Raw genomic sequence first — 22359 nt, forward strand, 5'->3', positions numbered from 1 at the left:
TTTCACAAAGGGTTACAGACGGTGCCTGCGGCTGCGTAGGTAATGTAGTAAGTTAGGGCGATGAATATCATGCGAGGCACGGCTGCGTCGTGCGCCGGCCTCAGAGGGTAGCGAATTGAACGACATGGCAAAGAATCTGATCCTGTGGTTGATCATCGCAGCTGTCCTGGTGACAGTGATGAACAACTTCTCCAGCCCTAACGAGCCGCAGACCCTCAACTATTCCGACTTTATCCAGCAGGTCAAGGATGGCAAGGTCGAGCGTGTGACCGTCGACGGCTACATCATTACCGGCAAGCGCGCCGACGGCGACAGCTTCAAGACCGTGCGCCCGGCCATTACCGACAATGGCCTGATCGGTGACCTGGTTGACAACCACGTGGTTGTCGAAGGCAAGCAGCCAGAACAGCAGAGCATCTGGACGCAGTTGCTGGTCGCCAGCTTCCCGATCCTGGTGATCATCGCGGTGTTCATGTTCTTCATGCGCCAGATGCAAGGCGGCGCGGGTGGCAAGGGCGGGCCGATGAGCTTCGGCAAGAGCAAGGCGCGCCTGCTGTCCGAAGACCAGGTCAAGACCACATTGGCCGACGTTGCAGGTTGCGACGAAGCCAAGGAAGAAGTGGGCGAGCTGGTCGAGTTCCTGCGCGATCCGGGCAAGTTCCAGCGCCTGGGCGGTCGTATCCCCCGCGGCGTGCTGATGGTCGGCCCGCCCGGTACCGGTAAGACCCTGCTGGCAAAGGCCATTGCGGGCGAGGCGAAAGTACCGTTCTTCACCATTTCCGGTTCGGACTTCGTTGAAATGTTCGTCGGTGTCGGTGCCAGCCGCGTGCGCGACATGTTCGAGCAGGCCAAGAAGCACGCCCCGTGCATCATCTTCATCGACGAAATCGACGCCGTTGGTCGCCACCGTGGCGCTGGCATGGGCGGCGGTCACGACGAGCGTGAACAAACCCTCAACCAGTTGCTGGTAGAGATGGACGGCTTCGAAATGAACGATGGCATCATCGTCATTGCCGCTACCAACCGCCCTGACGTACTCGACCCGGCGCTGCTGCGCCCTGGCCGCTTCGACCGTCAGGTGGTGGTAGGCCTGCCAGACATCCGTGGTCGCGAACAGATCCTCAAGGTGCACATGCGCAAGGTCCCGATTGGCGAAAACGTCAACCCGGCGGTCATTGCCCGTGGTACCCCCGGCTTCTCCGGTGCCGACCTGGCCAACCTGGTCAACGAGGCCTCGCTGTTTGCTGCGCGTTCCAACAAGCGCCTGGTCGAAATGAAAGAGTTCGAACTGGCCAAAGACAAGATCATGATGGGCGCCGAGCGCAAGACCATGGTCATGTCCGAGAAAGAAAAGAGGAACACTGCGTACCACGAGGCGGGTCATGCCATCGTTGGTCGCCTGGTGCCTGAGCACGACCCGGTCTACAAGGTTTCGATCATTCCGCGCGGTCGCGCCTTGGGCGTGACCATGTTCCTGCCGGAAGAAGACCGCTACAGCCTGTCCAAGCGTGCGCTGATCAGCCAGATCTGCTCGCTGTACGGTGGCCGTATCGCTGAGGAAATGACCCTGGGCTTCGATGGCGTCACCACGGGCGCTTCCAACGACATCATGCGGGCCAGCCAGCTCGCTCGCAACATGGTGACCAAGTGGGGCTTGTCGGAAAAACTCGGCCCGTTGATGTATGCAGAAGAAGAGGGTGAGGTGTTCCTGGGTCGTAGCGCGGGCAGCCAGCACGCCAGTGTTTCTGGCGAGACTGCCAAGCTGATCGACTCTGAAGTGCGCAGCATCATCGACCAGTGCTACGCCACCGCCAAGCAGCTGCTGATTGAAAATCGCGACAAGCTCGAGGCGATGACTGAAGCGCTGATGAAATATGAGACCATTGATGCCGATCAGATCGATGACATCATGGCTGGCCGTACGCCACGCGAACCGCGTGATTGGGACGATGACAAGCATTCGGGCACCCCTGCTGCCCAGGATGATCGCCCTGAATCGCCAATTGGCGGTCCGGCAGCTCAACACTAAGGGCGTTTATGAGCTCAGTGCAGTACCCGACCCGGTTGCCTTGCGGCAACCGGGTTCTTGATTTGTCGCGTACCCATGTCATGGGTATTCTCAATATCACCCCCGATTCCTTCTCCGATGGCGGGCGCTTCAGTCAGCGCGACGAGGCCCTGCGCCATGCCGAAGCGATGGTTGCGGCCGGCGCCACGCTGATCGACATCGGCGGTGAGTCCACGCGTCCCGGCGCGCGAGCGGTATCGGTGACCGAGGAGCTGGAGCGTGTGGCACCGATGGTGGAGGCCATCAACAGTCGCCTCGATGTCGTCATTTCGGTCGATACCTCGACGCCTGCCGTCATGCGTGAATCGGCGCGCCTCGGTGCCGGGTTGATCAACGACGTACGTGCCCTGGAGCGCGATGGCGCCCTGGACGCCGCTGCGGATACCGGCCTGCCGGTGTGCCTCATGCACATGCGCGGCGAGCCGGGTAACATGCAGGACGACCCGCACTACGATGATGTGACCGCTGACGTCACGCGTTATCTAGAGCAGCGGATGGCCGCCTGTGCTGCAGCGGCCATCGATGCGGATAGAATCATCCTTGACCCGGGCTTTGGTTTCGCCAAGACACTGGCGCACAACCTGAGCCTGTTCAAGCACATGGAAGCGCTCTATCGCCTTGGGCGCCCGCTACTGGTGGGCGTATCACGAAAGAGCATGATCGGCCTGACGCTGGAACGTCCGGTCGGCGAGCGCTTGTACGGCAGCCTTGCGCTGGCGGCGTTGGCCATGACTAAAGGGGCGAGCATCCTTCGAGTCCATGATGTGGCTGAAACTGTTGATGTCGTACGCATGATTGCTGCGGTGCAAAACGCCGAATAAGAACATTGGAGTCCCTATGAGCAGAAAATACTTCGGTACCGACGGCATCCGTGGCCGCGTCGGCGAATTCCCGATCACGCCTGAGTTCATGCTGAAGCTTGGCTGGGCGGCCGGCATGGCGTTCCGCAAGCAGGGCCATTGCCGGGTGTTGGTGGGCAAGGACACGCGTATTTCCGGCTACATGTTCGAGTCTGCACTCGAAGCCGGCCTGGCTGCGGCAGGTGCCGACGTCATGCTGCTGGGGCCAATGCCTACACCGGCCATCGCCTACCTGACTCGCACCTTCCATGCCCAGGCTGGCATTGTCATCAGTGCCTCGCACAACCCACACGAAGACAACGGCATCAAGTTTTTCTCGGGCCAAGGGACCAAGCTGCCGGACGAAGTCGAGCTGATGATCGAAGAGCTGCTCGACCAGCCGATGACGGTTGTCGACTCGGGCAAGCTGGGCAAGGTGTCGCGCATCAACGATGCTGCCGGCCGCTACATCGAGTTCTGCAAGAGCAGCGTGCCTAGCAGCACCAGCTTCGACGGCCTCAAGCTGGTGGTCGATTGCGCCCACGGTGCAACCTACAAGGTGGCGCCGAGCGTGTTCCGTGAGCTGGGCGCCGATGTGACCGTGCTGCATGCGCAGCCAGACGGCCTGAACATCAACGAAGGTTGCGGCTCGACCCACATCGAATCGCTGCAGGCCGCCGTACTGGTTGGCCATGCCGACCTCGGCATTGCCTTCGACGGTGACGGCGATCGCGTGTTGATGGTCGACCATACTGGCGCCATCGTCGACGGTGACGAGCTGCTGTTCATCATTGCCCGCGACCTGCACGATCGTGGCAAGCTGCAGGGCGGGGTGGTGGGTACGCTGATGAGCAACCTGGGCCTGGAGCTTGCGCTGAAGGACCTGGATATTCCGTTCGTACGGGCCAAGGTCGGCGACCGCTACGTCATGGCCGAGCTGCTGGAGCGTGAGTGGCTGATCGGTGGTGAAAACTCCGGGCACGTCGTGTGCTGCAACCACACCACCACCGGTGACGCGATCATTGCCGCGCTGCAGGTGCTGATGGCGCTCAAGCGCCGTGGCGAAACCCTGGCACAGGCCCGTCAGGCCCTGCGCAAGTGCCCGCAGGTACTGATCAACGTGCGCTTCGGCGCCAGCAAGGTCGACCCGCTGGAGCACCCGGCAGTCAAGGAAGCCAGTGCCAAGGTGACCGAGGCCCTGGCGGGGCGCGGCCGTGTTCTGTTGCGCAAGTCGGGTACAGAGCCGCTGGTGCGGGTTATGGTCGAAGGCGAAGACGAAAGCCAGGTGCGCACGCACGCTGAAGCGTTGGCCAAACTGGTCGGCGAAGTTTGTGCCTGAAGGCGCTTGCCAGCGCAGATCTGGTTGGGTAAGATCTGCGCCCACTTTGACCGACGAGGTAAAGCATGCGTCGCCCTATGGTAGCTGGTAACTGGAAGATGCACGGTACCCGCGCTAGCGTCGCTGAGCTGACCGAAGGCTTGAGCAATCTCGCCTTGCCGAGCGAAGTGGAAGTCGCAGTGTTTCCATCGGCCCTGTTCATCAATCAAGTGATCGATGGCCTGGCGGGTAAAGAAATTACTGTCGGTGCACAGAATTCTGCTGTACAACCCGAACAGGGTGCGCTGACCGGGGAAGTTGCTCCGGAGCAGCTGGTCGAGGCAGGTTGCAAGTTGGTGTTGGTTGGCCATTCGGAGCGTCGCCAGATCATTGGTGAAACCGACGAAGTGCTCAATCGCAAGTTTGCAGCGGCCCAGGCCAAAGGTTTGAAGCCAGTGCTTTGCATAGGGGAAACCCTTGAAGAGCGCGAGGCTGGCAAAACGCTTGAAGTTGTCGGGCGTCAACTAAGCAGTATCATCGAGGCATTCGGTGTTAAGGCTTTTGCCAATGCAGTAATTGCCTATGAGCCTGTATGGGCCATCGGCACCGGCCTCACGGCCACGCCACAGCAGGCCCAGGATGTGCACGCCGCCATCCGCAGCCAGCTGGCGGCAGAAGATGCTGAAGTAGCTGCGAAGGTGCAGTTGCTCTACGGCGGCAGCGTGAAGGCGGCCAATGCGGCCGAACTGTTCGGCATGCCGGATATCGATGGGGGTCTCATTGGTGGGGCTTCCCTGAACGCAGACGAATTCGGTGCAATTTGTCGCGCCGCAGGAAACTGAACAAATGCTGGAAACAGTCATCGTTGTTTTTCATCTGTTGGCAGCGCTGTCGCTTGTAGTGCTGGTTCTGTTGCAACAGGGTAAGGGTGCGGAAGCAGGTGCATCTTTCGGCGCGGGTGCTTCAAACACCGTGTTCGGGAGCCAAGGCTCTGCAACGTTCCTAAGTAAATTCACTGCTATACTCGCTGCCACTTTCTTTTTGACAGCACTTGGGTTAGGATACTTCGCGAAGCAACAAGCTCACCAGCTTAGCCAAGCAGGTCTTCCAGATCCAGCAGTGCTAGAAGTGAAAGAGCCGCAAAAACCGGCAGTTAATGATGATGTACCGGTGCTCCAACAGCAGAAGAGCGAAACCACCAATAACACTGGTGATGTACCTCCTCCGGCTCAAGAGCAGAAGTAACGGGTTTCAAGTAGTAATATTGCCGAGGTGGTGGAATTGGTAGACACGCAACCTTGAGGTGGTTGTGCCCATAGGGTGTAGGGGTTCGAGTCCCCTTCTCGGTACCAATTGAAGCTTGAGAGCCCGCTTTAGCGGGCTTTCTTGTAGGTGAACGTTTGGATTTGACCCTTAACAGGGTTCGGTCTTATACTTTCGCCCCAGCTTTGTCGCGGGGTGGAGCAGCTTGGTAGCTCGTCGGGCTCATAACCCGAAGGTCGTTGGTTCAAATCCAGCCCCCGCAACCAGCTTCAGCGGAGCCCCTTTTCAGGGGCTTTTTGCTAACCGAACAGTTTTCGGCGTCGTTGTCCAACGGCGCTTTCAGGGATGGGCGCTTTGCCCATTTTTTATTTGCACAGCATGCACGAGGGGGTTCAGGTGTCGAGCAAGCTAGAACAGTTGCAGGCCTTGTTGGCCCCGGTTGTCGAGGGTCTGGGCTATCAGTGCTGGGGGATCGAGTTCGTTTCCCAGGGTAAGCATTCGGTACTGCGCATCTACATCGACAAAGACGGCGGCATCCTGGTGGAGGACTGCGAAGCGGTCAGTCGTCAGGTCAGCGCCATTCTCGATGTGGAAGATCCAATCAGCAGTGAGTACACCCTCGAGGTGTCTTCTCCAGGCATGGATCGCCCACTGTTCACTCTGGAACAGTTTGCCTCGCATGCCGGCGAACAAGTGAAGATCAAGCTGCGCTCACCCTTCGAGGGTCGTCGTAACTTCCAGGGCCTTCTCCGCGGTGTGGAGGAGCAGGATGTGGTTGTCCAGGTGGACAATCAGGAGTTCCTGTTGCCGATCGACTCGATCGACAAGGCCAATATTATTCCCAGTTTTGACTGAGACGTGCCGGGCCCGGCGGACTATCCGGGCCCAATGGCTTGCGCAAGGCGAGGCGTACGATGAGCAAAGAAGTACTGCTGGTTGTTGAATCGGTATCCAACGAAAAAGGTGTACCGCCCGGCGTCATTTTCGAAGCGCTGGAGGTGGCCCTGGCCACTGCGACCAAAAAACGTTTTGAAGACGAAGTTGATCTGCGTGTGGAAATCAACCGCCACACCGGTAGCTACGAGACCTTCCGTCGCTGGACCGTGGTCGACGAAGCCGATCTTGACGACCCGGCGATCGAAACCTGGTTGGACAAGATCAAGGACACTCATCCGGAAGCCAAGATTGGTGACGTGATCGAGGAGAAGATCGAGTCCATCGAGTTCGGTCGTATCGCCGCCCAGACCGCCAAGCAGGTCATCGTGCAGAAGGTCCGTGAGGCCGAGCGTGCCCAGGTGGTCGATGCCTACCGCGAACGCGTAGGCGAGATCATTTCCGGTACCGTCAAAAAGGTTACCCGCGACAACGTCATCGTTGACCTGGGCAACAACGCCGAGGCCTTGCTGGCCCGCGAAGATATCATTCCGCGCGAAACCTTCCGTGTGGGTGTGCGCCTGCGTGCACTGCTCAAGGAGATTCGCACTGAAAACCGTGGTCCTCAGCTGATCCTGTCGCGCACCGCGCCACAGATGCTGATCGAGCTTTTCCGCATTGAAGTGCCGGAAATTGCCGAGGGCCTCATTGAAGTCATGGCTGCCTCCCGTGATCCGGGTTCGCGAGCCAAGATCGCCGTCCGCTCCAAGGACAAGCGCATCGACCCGCAAGGCGCCTGTATCGGCATGCGTGGTTCGCGCGTCCAAGCTGTATCCGGGGAGTTGGGTGGTGAGCGTGTGGATATCGTCCTCTGGGACGATAACCCGGCGCAGTTCGTCATCAACGCCATGTCGCCGGCTGAAGTCGCGGCGATCATCGTTGATGAAGATGCCCATGCCATGGACATCGCCGTCGCCGAGGATAACCTGGCCCAGGCCATTGGTCGTGGCGGTCAGAACGTTCGTCTTGCCAGTCAGTTGACCGGCTGGACGCTGAACGTGATGACCGAGAAGGACATTCAGGCCAAGCAGCAGGCCGAAACCGGTGACATCCTGCGCAATTTCATTGATGAGCTGGAAGTCGACGAGGAGCTGGCCCAAGTGCTGGTCGACGAAGGCTTTACCAGCCTCGAAGAAATTGCCTACGTACCGTTGGAAGAAATGCTCAACATCGATGGCTTTGACGAAGATATCGTCAATGAGCTCCGCGCTCGAGCCAAGGACCGTTTGTTGACCAAGGCCATCGCTACCGAAGAAAAACTGGCAGACGCCCACCCGGCCGAAGACCTGCTCTCTCTTGAGGGTATGGACAAAGACCTGGCGGCTGAACTGGCGGTGCGCGGCGTGGTTAACCGCGAAGACCTGGCCGAGCAGTCGATCGACGATCTGCTCGACATCGACGGCATCGACGAAGAGCGTGCCGGCAAGTTGATCATGGCCGCCCGAGCCCATTGGTTCGAGTAATTAGGCGCGGCCTGAGGAGAGAAGTGCATGACGCAAGTCACGGTGAAAGAACTGGCCCAAGAGGTCGAGGCACCGGTAGAGCGCCTGCTGCAGCAGATGCGTGAGGCAGGTCTGCCGCACACCGACGCCGGTCAGGTAGTGACCGACAATGAGAAGCAGACCCTGTTGACTCATTTGAAGAGCAGCCACAAGAGCAAGGCGGAAGAACCGCGCAAGATTACCTTGCAGCGCAAAACCACCAGCACCCTGCGTGTCGCCGGTAGCAAGAGCATCAGCGTAGAAGTACGCAAGAAGAAAGTATTCGTGCAGCGCAGCCCGGAAGAAATCCAGGCTGAGCAGAAGCGTGAAGTGGAAGAGCGCCGCGCGGCTGAAAACGCCGCTCGCGACAAGGTTGACGCCGATGTTCGCCAGCGCAACGAAGATCAGGCTCGCCGTCAGGCAGCCAACTCTGCTGTAGCCGCCCCTGCGCCTGCCGCCAAGCCAGAGCCGGCACCTGCCGCTGCCCCGGCCCCGGTAGTCGCCGACGCCCCGGCCTCCGAAGACGCTGCAGCCCGTGCTGCCGAGCGCAAGAAGGACGAGACCCGTCGCAACGAAAGCCGCACCCGTGATGACGACCGTCGTCGTGGCGAGGCGCCTCGTGTGTCGATCAAGGTCAAGGTCAAGGAAAAGGAAAAGGCGCCGACTCCGCGTGCTGCTCCGCGTACCACCGACGAAGAGAGCGATGGCGCTCGTCGCGGCCGTGGTGGCAAGGGCAAGCTGAAGAAGCGTAACCAGCATGGTTTCCAGAACCCGACCGGCCCCGTCATCCGTGACGTGACCATCGGCGAGACCATCACGGTTTCCGAACTGGCCAACCAGATGTCCGTCAAGGGCGCTGAAGTCGTCAAGTTCATGTTCAAGATGGGCACCCCGGTTACCATCAACCAGGTGCTCGACCAGGAAACCGCTCAGCTGATCGCAGAAGAGCTGGGTCACAAGGTCACCCTGGTCAGCGATACCGCCCTGGAAGACTCCCTGGCCGAATCGCTGAAATTCGAAGGCCAGACCGAGTCGCGTGCGCCGGTGGTCACTGTCATGGGGCACGTTGACCATGGTAAGACCTCGCTGCTCGACTACATCCGTCGTGCCAAGGTTGCCGCTGGCGAAGCCGGTGGTATCACCCAGCACATCGGTGCCTACCACGTGGAAACCGATCGTGGCATGGTCACCTTCCTCGACACCCCGGGCCACGCAGCTTTCACCCAGATGCGTGCACGCGGTGCCAAGGCGACCGACATCGTCATCCTGGTGGTGGCAGCGGACGACGGCGTGATGCCACAAACCCGCGAAGCCGTTCAGCATGCCAAGGCAGCTGGCGTTCCGTTGGTAGTTGCGGTGAACAAGATCGACAAGCCAGGTGCTGACCTCGATCGCATCCGCAACGAACTGTCTGTCGAAGGTGTTACTTCCGAGGACTGGGGTGGTGACACTCCATTCGTCAAGGTTTCGGCGAAGATGGGTACCGGCGTCGACGAACTGCTCGAAGCCGTCCTGCTGCAGGCCGAGATCCTCGAGCTGACCGCAACCCCGACCGCTCCAGGTCGTGGCGTGGTCGTCGAATCGCGCCTGGACAAGGGCCGTGGCCCAGTGGCCACCATCCTGGTTCAGGACGGTACCCTGCGTCAGGGCGACATGGTGCTGTGCGGCTCCAACTATGGCCGCGTGCGTGCCATGCTGGACGAGAACGGCAAGCCTGTGAAGGAAGCCGGCCCGTCTATCCCGGTCGAGATCCTCGGCCTGGACGGTACTCCGGAAGCCGGTGACGAGCTGTCCGTGGTTGCTGACGAGAAGAAAGCCCGCGAAGTTGCCATGTTCCGTCAAGGCAAATACCGTGAGGTCAAGCTGGCCCGTGCTCATGCGGGCAAGCTGGAAAACATCTTCGAGACCATGGGTCAGGAAGAGAAGAAGACCCTCAACATCGTCCTCAAGACCGATGTGCGTGGTTCCCTGGAAGCGTTGAACGGGTCGCTCGCCGGCCTGGGCAACGACGAAGTCCAGGTGCGCGTGATCGGTGGTGGTGTTGGTGGTATCACCGAAAGCGACGCCAACCTGGCGCTGGCTTCGAATGCAGTACTGTTCGGCTTCAACGTGCGTGCCGATGCCGGCGCGCGCAAGATCGTCGAGCAGGAAGGTCTGGATATGCGTTACTACAACGTGATCTACGACATCATCGAAGACGTCAAGAAGGCCCTGACCGGCATGCTCGGCAGCGATGTTCGCGAGAACATCCTGGGTGTCGCCGAAGTGCGTGACGTGTTCCGTTCGCCGAAGTTCGGCGCCATCGCTGGCTGTATGGTCATCGAAGGTACCGTGTACCGTAACCGTCCGATCCGCGTTCTGCGCGAAGACGTGGTTATCTTCGAAGGCGAGCTGGAATCGCTGCGTCGCTTCAAGGACGACGCCGCCGAAGTGCGTAGCGGCATGGAGTGCGGTATTGGCGTCAAGAGCTACAACGACGTCAAGGTCGGTGACAAGATCGAAGTCTTCGAGAAAGTCCAGGTGGCTCGTACCCTTTAAGGGCGAGCAAGCCGCAAACCTCCGCTACAGGGCGGTTTGCGGCACCTCTTCAGGTAGCGCCCGGTCAGGCATTGGTCTGACCGGGCGTTTGCCGCTTTAAGTTACAGGTAGCAAAAATGGCCAAAGAATACAGCCGTACCCAACGTATCGGCGATCAGATGCAGCGCGAGCTGGCCGAGCTGATCCGTCGCGAAGTCAAGGATCCACGTGTCGGTCTGGTTACCATCACCGCCGTGGACGTCAGCCGTGACCTGGGCCATGCCAAGGTGTTCATCACCGTCATGGGCGAGGAAACGCCAGATGCCGTGAAGCAGTCGTTGAAGGCACTGAACAGTGCTGCCAGCTTCCTGCGTCTGCACCTTGGCCGCTCGATGCAACTGCGCAGCGTGCCGCAGCTGCACTTCCACTTCGATGAAAGCGTCAGCCGCGGTGTGCACCTGTCGGCGCTGATCGAGCGTGCAGTGGCCGAAGACCGCCTGCACAAGGATACCGACGAGCTGGACACCAAGGAGTAAGCGGTGGCCCAGGTCAAACGTATCCGCCGCAATGTCAGCGGCATCATCCTGCTCGACAAGCCTTTGGGCTTTACGTCCAACGCCGCCCTGCAAAAGGTGCGCTGGCTGCTCAACGCGGAAAAGGCCGGCCATACTGGCAGCCTCGACCCGCTGGCAACCGGCGTGCTGCCACTGTGCTTTGGCGAGGCGACCAAGTTTTCGCAGTACCTGCTCGATTCCGACAAGGGCTACGAAACCGTCATGCAGATGGGGCAGACTACCAACACCGGCGATGCCGAAGGTGAGGTGCTGCAGACCCGCGAGGTGACCGTTGGTCGTGCCGACATCGAGGCAGTACTGCCACGATTTCGTGGCCCTATCAGCCAGATACCGCCGATGTACTCGGCGCTCAAGCGTGACGGCCAGCCACTTTACAAGCTGGCGCGTGCAGGAGAGGTAGTGGAGCGCGAGGCGCGTTCTGTTACTATTAACCGCTTGGAGTTGCTGGAGTGTGAAGGCACCCGTGCACGGCTGAGCGTAGGATGCAGCAAAGGCACCTATATCCGCACCCTGGTGGAGGATATCGGCGAGGCCCTTGGTTGCGGCGCCTATGTCGCCGAGCTGCGCAGGACCCAGGCCGGGCCCTTTGCGCTGGCACAGACGGTCACGCTCGAAGCGCTCGAACAGGCCCATGCCGAAGGTGGCAACGAAGCGCTCGATCGCTTCCTGATGCCCTCGGACAGCGGTCTGCAGGACTGGCCCATGGTGTGCCTGTCCGAGCACAGTGCGTTCTACTGGCTGCATGGGCAGGCAGTACGCGCGCCGGACGCGCCACAGTTTGGCATGGTCCGGGTACAGGATCACAATGCGCGCTTCATCGGTATCGGTGAAGTGAGCGAAGACGGGCGTATTGCGCCGCGTCGGCTGATTCGGTCGGAATGACCGAAACCGCGGGGTGAGGCTTCGGCCGAGCCCTACGGAATCAAGGGTGGCTGTCAGTAGGCACGGTCACACCTTTCTTATTAATACAGGGATTTGTCCCTGGCCTATTGGACCCCGCTTGCGGGATCCGTTATCAGGAGAAGCCAAATGGCCCTCAGCGTTGAAGAAAAAGCTCAAATCGTTACCGACTACCAGCAAGCTGCTGGCGACACTGGTAGCCCGGAAGTTCAGGTTGCTCTGCTGACCGCGAACATCAACAAGCTGCAAGGCCACTTCAAGGCCAACGGTAAAGACCACCACTCGCGTCGTGGCCTGATCCGCATGGTAAACCAGCGTCGTAAGCTGCTGGACTACCTGAAGGGCAAAGACACCACTCGTTACAGCGCCCTGATCGGTCGCCTGGGCCTGCGTCGCTAATAGCGGCCTGGTCAGTGGTGTGCATGGCGTGTCTCATGCATTGGCAGCGCTGCCTGGCAGCGTTGTCTATGGGCATGCCATGCGTATCTCCGAGGTTGGCAGCCTGGTGAAGTGGAGCGCTTTGCGCTCTTCAACCAGGCTCCCAGCCTCGTGTTGTATCTGGACGGTCAATGGGGCCGATTCCCCGTTCTGCCCACACATTCGCAAGAAACCAGTTCCCCCAAGAGCCACTGAAAAAGGTAGGAAACCGTGAACCCGGTAATCAAGACATTCCAGTTCGGTCAGTCGACCGTTACTCTCGAAACGGGCCGTATTGCCCGTCAGGCAACCGGCGCCGTGCTGGTTACCGTCGACAACGACGTCACCGTGCTGGTGACCGTGGTAGGTGCCAAACAGGCTGATCCAGGCAAGGGTTTCTTCCCGCTGTCGGTTCACTACCAGGAAAAGACCTACGCCGCCGGCAAGATCCCGGGTGGCTTCTTCAAGCGTGAAGGCCGTCCTTCCGAGAAAGAGACCCTGACCTCGCGCCTGATCGACCGTCCGATCCGTCCGCTGTTCCCGGAAGGCTTCATGAACGAAGTGCAGGTCGTCTGCACCGTGGTTTCCACCAGCAAGAAGACCGACCCGGACATCGCCGCGATGATCGGTACCTCGGCTGCCCTGGCCATTTCCGGTATTCCGTTCGAAGGCCCGATCGGCGCCGCCCGCGTTGCCTTCCACGAGAGCACCGGCTACCTGCTGAACCCGACCTACGAGCAACTGGCTGCCTCGAGCCTGGACATGGTCGTTGCCGGTACCTCCGACGCCGTACTGATGGTTGAATCGGAAGCTCAAGAGCTGACCGAAGACCAGATGCTGGGTGCCGTACTGTTCGCCCACGACGAATTCCAGGCTGTTATCCAGGCTGTCAAAGAGCTGGCTGCCGAAGCTGGCAAGCCAACCTGGGACTGGAAACCTGCCGTTGCCAACACCGAGCTGTTCAACGCTATCCGCGCCGAGTTCGGCGAAGCGGTTTCGCAGGGCTACACCATCACCGTCAAGGCTGACCGCTATGCGCGCCTGGGCGAGCTGCGTGATCAGGCCATCGCCAAGTTCTCCGGTGAAGAAGGCCAGCCTTCGGCTGCCGAAGTAAAAGAAATCTTCGGCGAAATCGAATACCGCACCGTTCGCGAAAACATCGTTAACGGCAAACCGCGTATCGATGGCCGCGACACCAAGACCGTTCGTCCGCTTAACATCGAAGTAGGTGTTCTGCCGAAGACCCACGGTTCGGCGCTGTTCACCCGTGGCGAGACTCAGGCACTGGTCGTTGCGACCCTGGGTACTGCCCGTGACGCACAGCTGCTGGATACCCTCGAAGGCGAGAAAAAAGACCCGTTCATGCTGCACTACAACTTCCCGCCGTTCTCGGTAGGTGAGTGTGGCCGTATGGGTGGTGCTGGCCGTCGCGAAATCGGTCACGGTCGTCTGGCTCGTCGTTCGGTGCAGGCCATGCTGCCGGCCGCTGACGTGTTCCCGTACACCATTCGCGTCGTTTCGGAAATCACCGAGTCCAACGGTTCCAGCTCCATGGCGTCGGTCTGTGGCGCTTCCCTGGCGCTGATGGACGCGGGTGTGCCGATGAAGGCACCGGTTGCCGGTATCGCCATGGGCCTGGTCAAGGAAGGCGAGAAGTTCGCCGTTCTGACCGACATCCTGGGTGATGAAGACCACCTGGGCGACATGGACTTCAAGGTAGCCGGTACCGCCAAAGGCGTGACCGCGCTGCAGATGGACATCAAGATCAACGGCATCACCGAAGAGATCATGGAAATCGCCCTGGGCCAGGCCCTGGAAGCGCGCCTGAACATCCTCGGCCAGATGAACCAGATCATTGGTCAGTCGCGTACCGAGCTGTCGGCCAACGCCCCGACCATGATCGCGATGAAGATCGACACCGACAAGATCCGTGACGTCATCGGTAAAGGCGGCGCCACCATTCGTGCCATCTGTGAAGAGACCAAGGCTTCGATCGACATCGAAGACGACGGCTCGATCAAGATCTTTGGCGAAACCAAGGAAGCGGCAGAGGCTGCCAAGCAGCGCATCCTGGGCATCACCGCCGAGGCCGAAATCGGCAAGATCTACGTCGGCAAGGTTGAGCGTATCGTCGACTTCGGCGCCTTCGTCAACATCCTGCCTGGCAAGGACGGCCTGGTGCACATCTCCATGCTGAGCGATGCTCGCGTCGAGAAAGTCACCGACATCCTGAAAGAAGGCCAGGAAGTCGAAGTACTGGTATTGGACGTGGACAACCGCGGCCGTATCAAGCTATCGATCAAAGACGTTGCCGCGGCCAAGGCCTCGGGCGTCTAAGCGACTGCCACGCTACACAGAAAGGGCCCTTCGGGGCCCTTTTTTCATGGGGTACGGGAACCTTTTGCGGACTTGCATCTTGCATGCAGGTTTACCGCGCTGATTGCAAAATGCACGACATTGAGCTTGATAGCAATTAGCTAACTTGTTGATTTTAAAGGGAACAAGCGAAGCGGGAAAGCTGGCACAGCCCATGCAACTACCTTCATACCTGCCGCCAGGACATACGGCGCAGACCTTTCGAAAAACAGGAGTGACCCACATGAAGAAGTTCGCCATTGCTGCCGCTACTGCTACCGCTCTGACCCTGACCATGGCTAACGCGGCATTCGCCCAACAGTCCACCCAGGCCCCGATGACGCTTGCGGCCGGTGAGGTGACCAAAGCCAAGGAAGCCACTTCCGATACCTGGATCACCACCAAGGTCAAATCGGACCTGCTGACTGAGAAAGGCATCCCGGGTTCCGACATCAAGGTTGAAACCAACAAAGGCGTCGTGTCGCTGTCGTCGACCACCGCCGTGACCGAATCGCAGAAAGAAATGGCGATTGCTATCACCAAGAAAATCAAAGGCGTGAAGGCCGTTTCGGCCGATGGCCTGAAAGCCGAATAAGGATTGTCCCGTCGGCCAAACGGATTTGGCCACTTACACATAAAGCCCCGGCGTGAGCCGGGGCTTTTTCATGCCTGCTAGTACACCGGGTTGCGTGCGATCACATCGCTTTCGAAGCATTCCTGCTCGGCGATCAGCGGTTCTACCAGTGGGCGGCTGTCGCGAAAGTGCGCGGTCTGGGTATGGGCTTCATACGCGGCATCGTCGCGATAGATTTCGTACAGGTAAATAAGCTCTGGGTCGACCCGGTCCTGCGACACATCGAACACCAGGCAGCCTGGCTCGCTGGCGACGGAAGCGGCGGCATTGACCTTGATCGCTGCCAGAAAGGCCTCCGCGCAACCAGGCTTTACACGGGTCTTGATGAACAGGCTATACACAAGTCGCTCCTTTTGTTTTAAATTCAATTATGAATTGTATACAAAAATGGAGCTCCGCCAATGTCTGAATTGCCCGCACGTCCTGGCCGCCTGAATGGCCTGCGCCATATCGCCTTGCTGGTACCCAACCTGGAGGAATGCGAGCGCTTCTACGTCGATGTGCTGGGGATGGAAGTACTGAACCGCGCCAATGAAGACCTGGTGTACCTCACCTGCGGCAACGACAACCTTTCGTTGGGGCGTGGGGCGGGGGCGGCCAATGGGCTGCAGACTCTGGATCACTATGGGTTCATTGTGGACAGCGTGGAGGAGCTGGAAGCGTGGTACCAATACTTCAAGGCCCATGGCGTGACCTTGCTCGACCGGCCGTTCAACCATGGTGACGGGGCGCGCAGCTTCCACTTGCTGGACCCGGCGGGGAACAAGGTGCAGCCGCTGTACCACCCGGCGGTGTCGGGGCAGCGGTTGGTCTGAAGCCTGTGCCGGCCTCTTCGCGGGCGCGCCCGCGAAGCGGCCAAGCCTGCTAGAGGGGTTTACTCGGCATCCAGATGCATCGGCGTCACCACCCGCCCATCGCTTTCAGGCTGGCCCAGGCTGGTATCGATGAAATACACCCGGTCATCTTCCAGCTTGCCCTTGTCCACCAGGTAATCCTTGATGCTGCTGGCCCGCTCCTGGCCCAGTGTGCGCAGCAGGGCGGTGCTTTCGGCCCACGACTTGATCACTGCCTCGCGTAGCCTGGTGGTGCGTTCTTCGCGGCCCAGTTGCTCCCATTCGGCAGGCGGCTGCTGTTTCAGACGGGTGCGGTAGATGCCTTCAAGCATTGCCGGTTTGTCGCTCTCGTCGACCACCAGCATCGAAGCATTGGCCGGCACTTTGTCACCGCGGCGCTGCAGGATCTTGTACCAGGTGGACTGGTACTCGCGCTCCAGGCGTTGCTGGGCGATCAGTGGGCCGTCGCTGGCCTGGGCGCTGGTGCCTTCGATTTCCAGGCGCAGTTCGGGGCGCTCTTTCAGCGCCGCAGCCAGCTTGTCCAGTGACGACTGGGCATCGCCAGAGAGTTCGCTGGAGCCTGGGGCAAACGCCACGTTACCCAGGTCTTGCGAGCCCCCGCCGGTAATCAGCCCACCAATGAACTTGAACGGTGCCTGCGCCGCGCGCAGTACCAGGTTGCGCAGTGTTTGCCACACAATCGGCATTACGCTGAATTGCGGGTTGTTGAGGTCACCCGTCACCGGCAGCTCGATCGAGATCTTGCCCTCGGTATCCTTCAGCAGTGCCACTGCCAGGCGGATCGGCAGGTCTACGGCGTCCGGGCTGTCGACTTTTTCGCCCAGTTGCAGCTGCTCCACCACTACCTTGTTCTCGGCCTTGAGCTGGCCGTTGGTAATCAGGTAGTGCAGGTCGAGGTTGAGCCGGCCCTTGCGGATGCGGAAGCCGGCAAACTTGCCGGAATAGGGCGTCAACGTGGTCAGCTCGACCCGTTTGAAGCTGGTGGCGATGTCCAGGCTCGCCAATGGGTTGAACGGGTTGAGTGCGCCCTTGATGGTCACCGGTGCGTAACGGTCGACCTTGCCCTTGACGTCAACCTTGGCCGGCAGCGGCTTGCGGTTGTCGATGGTGCCGATCTGGCCGTTGAGCTGTTGAACGGCAGTGGCGAAGTTTGGGGTGAGCGACAGGTCTGCGAAGTTGGCCGAGCCATCATTGATATCGATCTGGCCGATGTGGATGCCCAGGGGCTTTTCGTTGCTGGCCGAGGCCGGCTTGGCATGGCTGCTCGCCGGGGCGCCGGCCGGTTGCGGGACCAGCAGGTCATTGACGTTGGTGGTGCGGTCTTCGTTGATGATGAAACGCGCATACGGCTGCAGCAGGGTGACCTTGTCGATCGACAGCGCATCGCCGTGCACGTAGGACAAGCCGTCGACATTCACCTGCTGCCATTTAACGAAGTCGCGGCTCTTGATGGTGTCCAGGGTATGCAACTGGTTGACCTGCGCTTTGCCGGTAATAGTGAAAGCCAGTGGCGCGGTGTTCTTCAGGTCGACCTTGAGGTCGCTGGCGAGCATGCCGCTGCGCAGCTCCAGCAGGATGAACGGGTTGATATAGGCCTGTGCCACACGCAGGTCGATGTCGCGGGTGCTCACATCCAGCTTGGCCCATATCGGCGCCAGGTTGACCTGGCCGGCCGCCTGCAGCTTGCCTTGCCTGCCTACGCCGGTGTCGAGCTTAAGCGTGAAGGGTGACTGGTTGAGGCTGTCGAAACCTTGCAGGTCGGCGTTGAGCGGGCCAATGTCCAAGGCTACCGGTTCTTTCTGGCTGCGGTCTGCCAGGTGCACCAGGTAGTTGCGCAGTTGCACGTCCTTGAGCAGCACTTGCCAAGGTTTGCCTGGCTCCTTGGCAGCTTTCTCTTCAGGCGTAGGCTCGGCGGCAGCGGGCTCGGCTTTTTCCTTTGGCGTGGCCTTGGCCGGTTGGCTGGCGAACAGCTTCTGCCAGTCGAGCTGGCCGTCTTTTTCCAGCGCTGCCCAGGTTTCCAGTTTTTCGCTGCGGATCTTGCCGACACTGACCCGTTGCTTGACCAGATCGACGGAGGTTTCGCTCACGTCCAGGCTGGCCAGGCGCGCCAACGGGCGGCCATCCGGTGCCTTGATGGCGAACGGCGCGATGCGCACCGACACGTTATCCAGCAGCAGCTCGGTCTGTTTGGCGAGGTTGAGCGTGTAATGCGCATCAAGGCTGAGCACGCCATCTTCCAGCACCAGTGGCACGGCATCGCGCACGTAGGGCCAGAACAGCTTCATCTTGGCGTCGGTAACCTTCAGTGTGCCTTCGGAAGCGATCGGCGACAGGCTCAGGGTACCTTTCCAGTCGATCCGGCCACCATTGGGGCCGTTGGCCACCAGCGTCATGTCGGCATTGTCGTTGGGCAGGGTGCTGAGGTTTTTCAGCTCCAGGTTCATGTTGTCGTAGAGAAACTCGATTGGCTCGCTGGGGCGCAGGTCCTCGAAGTGCAGGTAGCCATCGACCAGCTTGATGCTGCCAATGCGTAGCGGGAACGGGTCGCTGGGCGGCTCGTCGGGTTTGGCCTCACTGGCTGGCAGCTTGAACAACCCGGTGAGGTTGAGGGCACCGTCCTTGGCGAACAGCACCTCGTTGCGTGGTTTGTCCAGCTCCACCGCTTGCACATGCAGGGCTTTGGTCCACAGGCTGTCGAGCGAAACGTTAGCGTACAGACGCTCGAAACCGACCTGCTCCTTGCCCGGCTCGCCGATCTGCAGGCCCCACAGCGTCAGCTCAAGGCTGAAGGGGTTGAGTTCGATCCGTTCGAGGTGGGCCGGCACGGTGGCGTACTGGGCCAACTGCTGGTTGGCGACGCGCAGCGCGACACCAGGAAGAATGAGGAAGCCGAGCAGGCTATAGAGGGCTACCAGGGCCACGATTGCGCCGGCGGCGCGACTCAGTCCTTTGTACATGTGTCGCTTCGTCTGTCTAAGCAGGAGTGCTTGGAGTATGGCACGTTAAATCAGTTCCGCAGGCGCGACCACTTGGCCTCATTCGATGCCCATGCGCCGTTTGGCCCGATGCGCCGAGCCGTCGCGCATGGCCCAGCGCAGTACCGGTGCGGTGCGTTGCAGGCCCAGGCGAATCAGGCGCTGTTGCAAGGCTCCGTGCTGCAGGCCGAGCATGGCCTGTGCCCAGCCCGGCAGCAGGTCGATACCGGCGTGCAGCATCAGCTTGCCAACTGGCTGTGCCAGGCGGCTGGGGGCAGGGGCGTCGAGCAGGATCTGTATGACTTCATGGCTGCGCGTATCGCAATGCAGCTGCGGGCGCATGCGTTGCAGGTAGTCTTCGACCTGCTGACACGAACGTGGCACGTCACGGGCGCCAAGGCGCTCGGCGATCAGGGCGATTTCGTTGTAATAGGCATCCTGCTCGGTGCGCGGCAGGTGCGGGTTGCGATAACGCAGGTGGGCGGCGAGGAAACTGCTGACCTCCGCCACATGCACCCAGGTCAGCAGGTCCGGATCGCTGGCTGCGTAGGGGCGGCCGTCCGGTGCCGTGCCGGTGACCTGCAGGTGAATGGTGCGCACCTTGTCGATCAGCCATTCGGCATCGCCGGTGGCACCAAAGGTGGTACCGGAAATGAACTGGCTGGTGCGGCGCAGGCGGCCGAGCAGGTCTTCACGGAAATTGGAGTGGTCCCACACGCCGGCCAGGGCCAGCGGATGCAGCAGCTGCAGCATCAGCGCGCTGATGCCACCGACCAGCATGCTGGGGAAGTCGCCATGTACCTGCCAGCTGATGCTGTGCGGGCCGAACAGGCCCGGGTCACCCTTGGGCGATTCCAGGTCGAGCTGGCCGAGGGCCAGCCCGGTGAGGCTCATGACCTGGGTTTCGATGCGGCGACGAAGGGCTTCCATGGCGACCTGAGGTTCAGGGCGGCCATGGACAGTGGCCGCCGGTTACTGGTTGAGGCGTTTATCGATCAGGCCCTGTACCACGCTGGGGTCGGCCAGGGTCGAGGTATCGCCAAGGTTGTCCAGCTCGTTGCAGGCGATTTTGCGCAGTATACGCCGCATGATCTTGCCTGAGCGGGTCTTGGGCAATGCGGGCGCCCACTGAATTAGCTCGGGCTTGGCGAAACTGCCGATTTCCTTGCTGACCAGGGCCAGCAGCTCGGCCTTGAGCGCATCGTCCGGGGTCACGCCATTCATGGGCGTGACGAAGGCGTACACGCCCTGGCCCTTCAGGTCGTGAGGGTAACCGACCACCGCTGCCTCGGCGACGCGGTCATGCAGCACCAGCGCGCTTTCCACTTCAGCGGTGCCGATGCGGTGCCCTGACACGTTGATCACATCATCGATGCGCCCGGTGATCCAGTAGTCGCCATCGGCATCGCGGCGGGCTCCGTCGCCGGTGAAGTAATAGCCGGGCATGGGCTTGAAGTAAGTGTCGACCATGCGCTGGTGGTCGCCATAGACGCTGCGGATCTGGCCAGGCCAGCTGGCCTTGATGACCAGCAGGCCAGCGCCGGGGCCTTCGATCAGCTGGCCTTTTTCGTCCAGCAGTGCCGGTTGCACGCCGAACATGGGCTGAGTGGCGCAGCCGGGCTTGAGCGATTGCGAGCCGGGAAGCGGGGTGAGCATGATGCCCCCAGTTTCGGTCTGCCACCAGGTATCGACGATGGGGCAGCGTTTTTGCCCCACTTCCTCGAAATACCATTCCCAAGCTTCGGGGTTGATCGGCTCGCCGACGCTGCCCAGCAGGCGCAGGCTTTTGCGCGAAGTGCCCTGCAGCGGTGCGGACCCCTCGCGCATCAGTGCGCGCAGGGCGGTCGGTGCGGTGTAGAAGATGTTCACCTGATGCTTGTCCACCACTTGCCAGAAGCGCGAGGTGTCCGGGTAGTTGGGCACGCCTTCGAACATCAGCGAGATCGCGCCATTGGCCAGCGGGCCATAGACGATGTAGCTGTGGCCGGTAACCCAGCCTACGTCGGCGGTGCACCAGAACACCTCGCCGTCGCGGTAATCGAACACTACCTTGAAGGTCATCGTCGCCTGCAGCAGGTAGCCGCCGGTGGTGTGCAGCACGCCTTTGGGTTTGCCGGTGCTGCCGGAGGTGTAGAGGATGAACAGCGGGTCTTCGGCCTCCATCGGCTCGGGTGGGCAGTCGTCGCCGGCTTTGTCGGTCACCTCGTGGTACCAGACGTCGCGGCCTTCGGCCCAGCTCACATCGCTGCCGGTGCGGCGTACCACGAACACGCTGCTGACCGCGGGGCAGCTGGCCAGGGCCTTGTCGACGTTCTGCTTCAGCGGGATGCGCTTGCCACCGCGCACGCCTTCATCGGCGGTGATCACAGTGCGGCAATCGGCGTCGAGGATGCGGTCACGCAGGGCGTCGGGGGAGAAACCGCCGAACACCACCGAGTGGATGGCACCGATGCGGGTGCAGGCGAGCATGGCGAAGGCGGCTTCGGGGATCATCGGCATGTAGATGCATACCCGGTCGCCTTTTTTCACGCCGCGGGCCTTCATCGCATTGGCCAGGCGGCAGACCTGGCGGTGCAGTTCGCGGTAGGTGATGGCCTTGGCGTCGTGGGGATCGTCGCCTTCCCACAGCAGCGCGGTTTGCTCTGCGCGCTGGGCCAGGTGACGGTCGATGCAGTTGTAGCTGACGTTGAGCTGAGCGCCGTCGAACCAGCGAGCCTTGCCGGTGTTCAAGTCGCATTGCTGCACGCTTGACCAGGGCTTGACCCAGTCAAGGCGCTTGGCCTGTTCGGCCCAGAAGGTGTCAGGGTCGTCGACTGACTGGCGGTAGAGGCGGCGGTAGTCGTCGGGGGTGAGGGTGGCAGACTGGCTGACGGCCAGGGCCTGGGGGTAATTGCGGATATCGAACATGGCGGGTGGTCCTGCTCTTGTAAGGGGCGATGGACTGCAACGGCTATTCGATAGGACAGTGTAGCTGGGAGCGGTGTTCAACCTGTGCTGGCCTCTTCGCGGGTGAACCCGCTCCCACAGGGACCGCACGATGCTTGGAACTTGTGCAGTACCTGTGGGAACGGGTTTACCCGCGAATAGCCCCGTGCAGGCGTTAGATCACCCGCGGTGACGGCCGCGGAAGTAGTTGATCAGGCCTTGGGTGGAACCGTCTTCGGCGCTGTCTTCCAGGGTGCCAACCAGGCGTTGGTACACACCCTTGCCCAGCTCTTTGCCCAGCTCCA

At 60.8% G+C, this 22359-nt stretch carries 19 protein-coding genes and 2 tRNA genes; 16 read left to right on the plus strand and 5 right to left on the minus strand.

Annotated elements, in window-relative coordinates:
- Positions 1-124: 124 nt before the first annotated feature.
- The 15 genes from ftsH to ACK1VC_RS02775 all read left to right on the plus strand — a co-directional run bounded on the left by ftsH (position 125) and on the right by ACK1VC_RS02775 (position 15261).
- Positions 125-2029: an ATP-dependent zinc metalloprotease FtsH gene (ftsH, locus tag ACK1VC_RS02705; RefSeq protein ID WP_016489173.1), complete on the plus strand. Its 1905-nt coding sequence runs from the start codon at positions 125-127 to the stop codon at positions 2027-2029.
- Positions 2030-2037: 8 nt separating this feature from the next.
- Positions 2038-2889, plus strand: a complete 852-nt coding sequence (folP, locus tag ACK1VC_RS02710; RefSeq protein WP_191086991.1) for a dihydropteroate synthase — start codon at positions 2038-2040, stop codon at positions 2887-2889.
- Between the two features lie 16 nt (positions 2890-2905).
- A complete protein-coding gene (gene glmM / locus ACK1VC_RS02715; RefSeq protein ID WP_095116547.1) occupies positions 2906-4246 on the plus strand; it encodes a phosphoglucosamine mutase in 1341 nt (446 codons plus the stop codon).
- 65 nt (positions 4247-4311) lie between these two features.
- Positions 4312-5067, plus strand: coding sequence for a triose-phosphate isomerase (gene tpiA / locus ACK1VC_RS02720; protein WP_016489170.1), 756 nt, complete (start codon positions 4312-4314; stop codon positions 5065-5067).
- Positions 5068-5071: 4 nt separating this feature from the next.
- Positions 5072-5470 (plus strand): preprotein translocase subunit SecG, encoded by a 399-nt coding sequence (gene secG, locus ACK1VC_RS02725; RefSeq protein WP_016489169.1) that lies wholly within the window; start codon positions 5072-5074, stop codon positions 5468-5470.
- Between the two features lie 21 nt (positions 5471-5491).
- Positions 5492-5577 (plus strand) — tRNA-Leu (locus tag ACK1VC_RS02730).
- 100 nt (positions 5578-5677) lie between these two features.
- A tRNA-Met gene (locus ACK1VC_RS02735) sits at positions 5678-5754 on the plus strand.
- A 130-nt stretch (positions 5755-5884) separates the two neighbouring features.
- Complete coding sequence (gene rimP / locus ACK1VC_RS02740) at positions 5885-6343, plus strand: ribosome maturation factor RimP (RefSeq protein WP_060518513.1); 459 nt, start codon at positions 5885-5887, stop codon at positions 6341-6343.
- A 59-nt stretch (positions 6344-6402) separates the two neighbouring features.
- Complete coding sequence (gene nusA, locus ACK1VC_RS02745; protein WP_016489167.1) at positions 6403-7884, plus strand: transcription termination factor NusA; 1482 nt, start codon at positions 6403-6405, stop codon at positions 7882-7884.
- A 27-nt stretch (positions 7885-7911) separates the two neighbouring features.
- Positions 7912-10440 carry a translation initiation factor IF-2 gene (gene infB / locus ACK1VC_RS02750; protein ID WP_070086914.1) on the plus strand — a complete coding sequence of 843 codons (2529 nt, stop codon included), beginning with the start codon at positions 7912-7914 and terminating at the stop codon, positions 10438-10440.
- Between the two features lie 116 nt (positions 10441-10556).
- Complete coding sequence (gene rbfA / locus ACK1VC_RS02755; protein WP_016489165.1) at positions 10557-10955, plus strand: 30S ribosome-binding factor RbfA; 399 nt, start codon at positions 10557-10559, stop codon at positions 10953-10955.
- A 3-nt stretch (positions 10956-10958) separates the two neighbouring features.
- Positions 10959-11876: a tRNA pseudouridine(55) synthase TruB gene (truB, locus tag ACK1VC_RS02760; RefSeq protein ID WP_016489164.1), complete on the plus strand. Its 918-nt coding sequence runs from the start codon at positions 10959-10961 to the stop codon at positions 11874-11876.
- A gap of 147 nt (positions 11877-12023) precedes the next feature.
- The gene (gene rpsO / locus ACK1VC_RS02765) at positions 12024-12293 is read left to right on the plus strand and encodes a 30S ribosomal protein S15 (protein WP_016489163.1); all 270 of its coding nucleotides are present in this window, start codon (positions 12024-12026) and stop codon (positions 12291-12293) included.
- Between the two features lie 249 nt (positions 12294-12542).
- Positions 12543-14648, plus strand: coding sequence for a polyribonucleotide nucleotidyltransferase (gene pnp / locus ACK1VC_RS02770; RefSeq protein ID WP_060518476.1), 2106 nt, complete (start codon positions 12543-12545; stop codon positions 14646-14648).
- 262 nt (positions 14649-14910) lie between these two features.
- The gene (locus ACK1VC_RS02775) at positions 14911-15261 is read left to right on the plus strand and encodes a BON domain-containing protein (protein WP_016489161.1); all 351 of its coding nucleotides are present in this window, start codon (positions 14911-14913) and stop codon (positions 15259-15261) included.
- Between the two features lie 77 nt (positions 15262-15338).
- Here ACK1VC_RS02775 and ACK1VC_RS02780 read toward each other — a convergent pair whose 3' ends face one another.
- Positions 15339-15641, minus strand: coding sequence for a putative quinol monooxygenase (locus ACK1VC_RS02780; protein WP_016489160.1), 303 nt, complete (start codon positions 15639-15641; stop codon positions 15339-15341).
- A gap of 60 nt (positions 15642-15701) precedes the next feature.
- On the opposite strand from ACK1VC_RS02780, the gene ACK1VC_RS02785 reads away from it, so the two are divergent.
- Positions 15702-16115 (plus strand): VOC family protein, encoded by a 414-nt coding sequence (locus tag ACK1VC_RS02785; RefSeq protein ID WP_010955354.1) that lies wholly within the window; start codon positions 15702-15704, stop codon positions 16113-16115.
- A gap of 59 nt (positions 16116-16174) precedes the next feature.
- Here the strand turns inward: ACK1VC_RS02785 and ACK1VC_RS02790 are convergent, their stop codons facing one another.
- From ACK1VC_RS02790 to ACK1VC_RS02805, 4 genes are all read right to left on the minus strand, one after another.
- The gene (locus ACK1VC_RS02790) at positions 16175-19111 is read right to left on the minus strand and encodes a DUF748 domain-containing protein (protein WP_449117840.1); all 2937 of its coding nucleotides are present in this window, start codon (positions 19109-19111) and stop codon (positions 16175-16177) included.
- Positions 19112-19189: 78 nt separating this feature from the next.
- A complete protein-coding gene (locus ACK1VC_RS02795) occupies positions 19190-20059 on the minus strand; it encodes an oxygenase MpaB family protein (RefSeq protein ID WP_016489159.1) in 870 nt (289 codons plus the stop codon).
- A 42-nt stretch (positions 20060-20101) separates the two neighbouring features.
- Positions 20102-22036 carry an acetate--CoA ligase gene (acs, locus tag ACK1VC_RS02800; protein ID WP_016489158.1) on the minus strand — a complete coding sequence of 645 codons (1935 nt, stop codon included), beginning with the start codon at positions 22034-22036 and terminating at the stop codon, positions 20102-20104.
- Between the two features lie 198 nt (positions 22037-22234).
- The coding region (locus ACK1VC_RS02805) for a hypothetical protein (protein ID WP_449117842.1) at positions 22235-22359 on the minus strand (125 nt) is incomplete at its 5' end.

Source organism: Pseudomonas sp. XP2, from assembly GCF_053557975.1.

Coding starts and splice junctions, on each gene's coding strand:
- ACK1VC_RS02785 (WP_010955354.1), top strand. CDS start 15,702: ATGTCTGAATTGCCCGCACGTCCTGGCCGCCTGAATGGCCTGCGCCAT.
- folP (WP_191086991.1), top strand. CDS start 2,038: ATGAGCTCAGTGCAGTACCCGACCCGGTTGCCTTGCGGCAACCGGGTT.
- glmM (WP_095116547.1), top strand. CDS start 2,906: ATGAGCAGAAAATACTTCGGTACCGACGGCATCCGTGGCCGCGTCGGC.
- ftsH (WP_016489173.1), top strand. CDS start 125: ATGGCAAAGAATCTGATCCTGTGGTTGATCATCGCAGCTGTCCTGGTG.
- infB (WP_070086914.1), top strand. CDS start 7,912: ATGACGCAAGTCACGGTGAAAGAACTGGCCCAAGAGGTCGAGGCACCG.
- nusA (WP_016489167.1), top strand. CDS start 6,403: ATGAGCAAAGAAGTACTGCTGGTTGTTGAATCGGTATCCAACGAAAAA.
- ACK1VC_RS02775 (WP_016489161.1), top strand. CDS start 14,911: ATGAAGAAGTTCGCCATTGCTGCCGCTACTGCTACCGCTCTGACCCTG.
- ACK1VC_RS02795 (WP_016489159.1), bottom strand. CDS start 20,059: ATGGAAGCCCTTCGTCGCCGCATCGAAACCCAGGTCATGAGCCTCACC.
- rpsO (WP_016489163.1), top strand. CDS start 12,024: ATGGCCCTCAGCGTTGAAGAAAAAGCTCAAATCGTTACCGACTACCAG.
- secG (WP_016489169.1), top strand. CDS start 5,072: ATGCTGGAAACAGTCATCGTTGTTTTTCATCTGTTGGCAGCGCTGTCG.
- acs (WP_016489158.1), bottom strand. CDS start 22,036: ATGTTCGATATCCGCAATTACCCCCAGGCCCTGGCCGTCAGCCAGTCT.
- ACK1VC_RS02790 (WP_449117840.1), bottom strand. CDS start 19,111: ATGTACAAAGGACTGAGTCGCGCCGCCGGCGCAATCGTGGCCCTGGTA.
- tpiA (WP_016489170.1), top strand. CDS start 4,312: ATGCGTCGCCCTATGGTAGCTGGTAACTGGAAGATGCACGGTACCCGC.
- rbfA (WP_016489165.1), top strand. CDS start 10,557: ATGGCCAAAGAATACAGCCGTACCCAACGTATCGGCGATCAGATGCAG.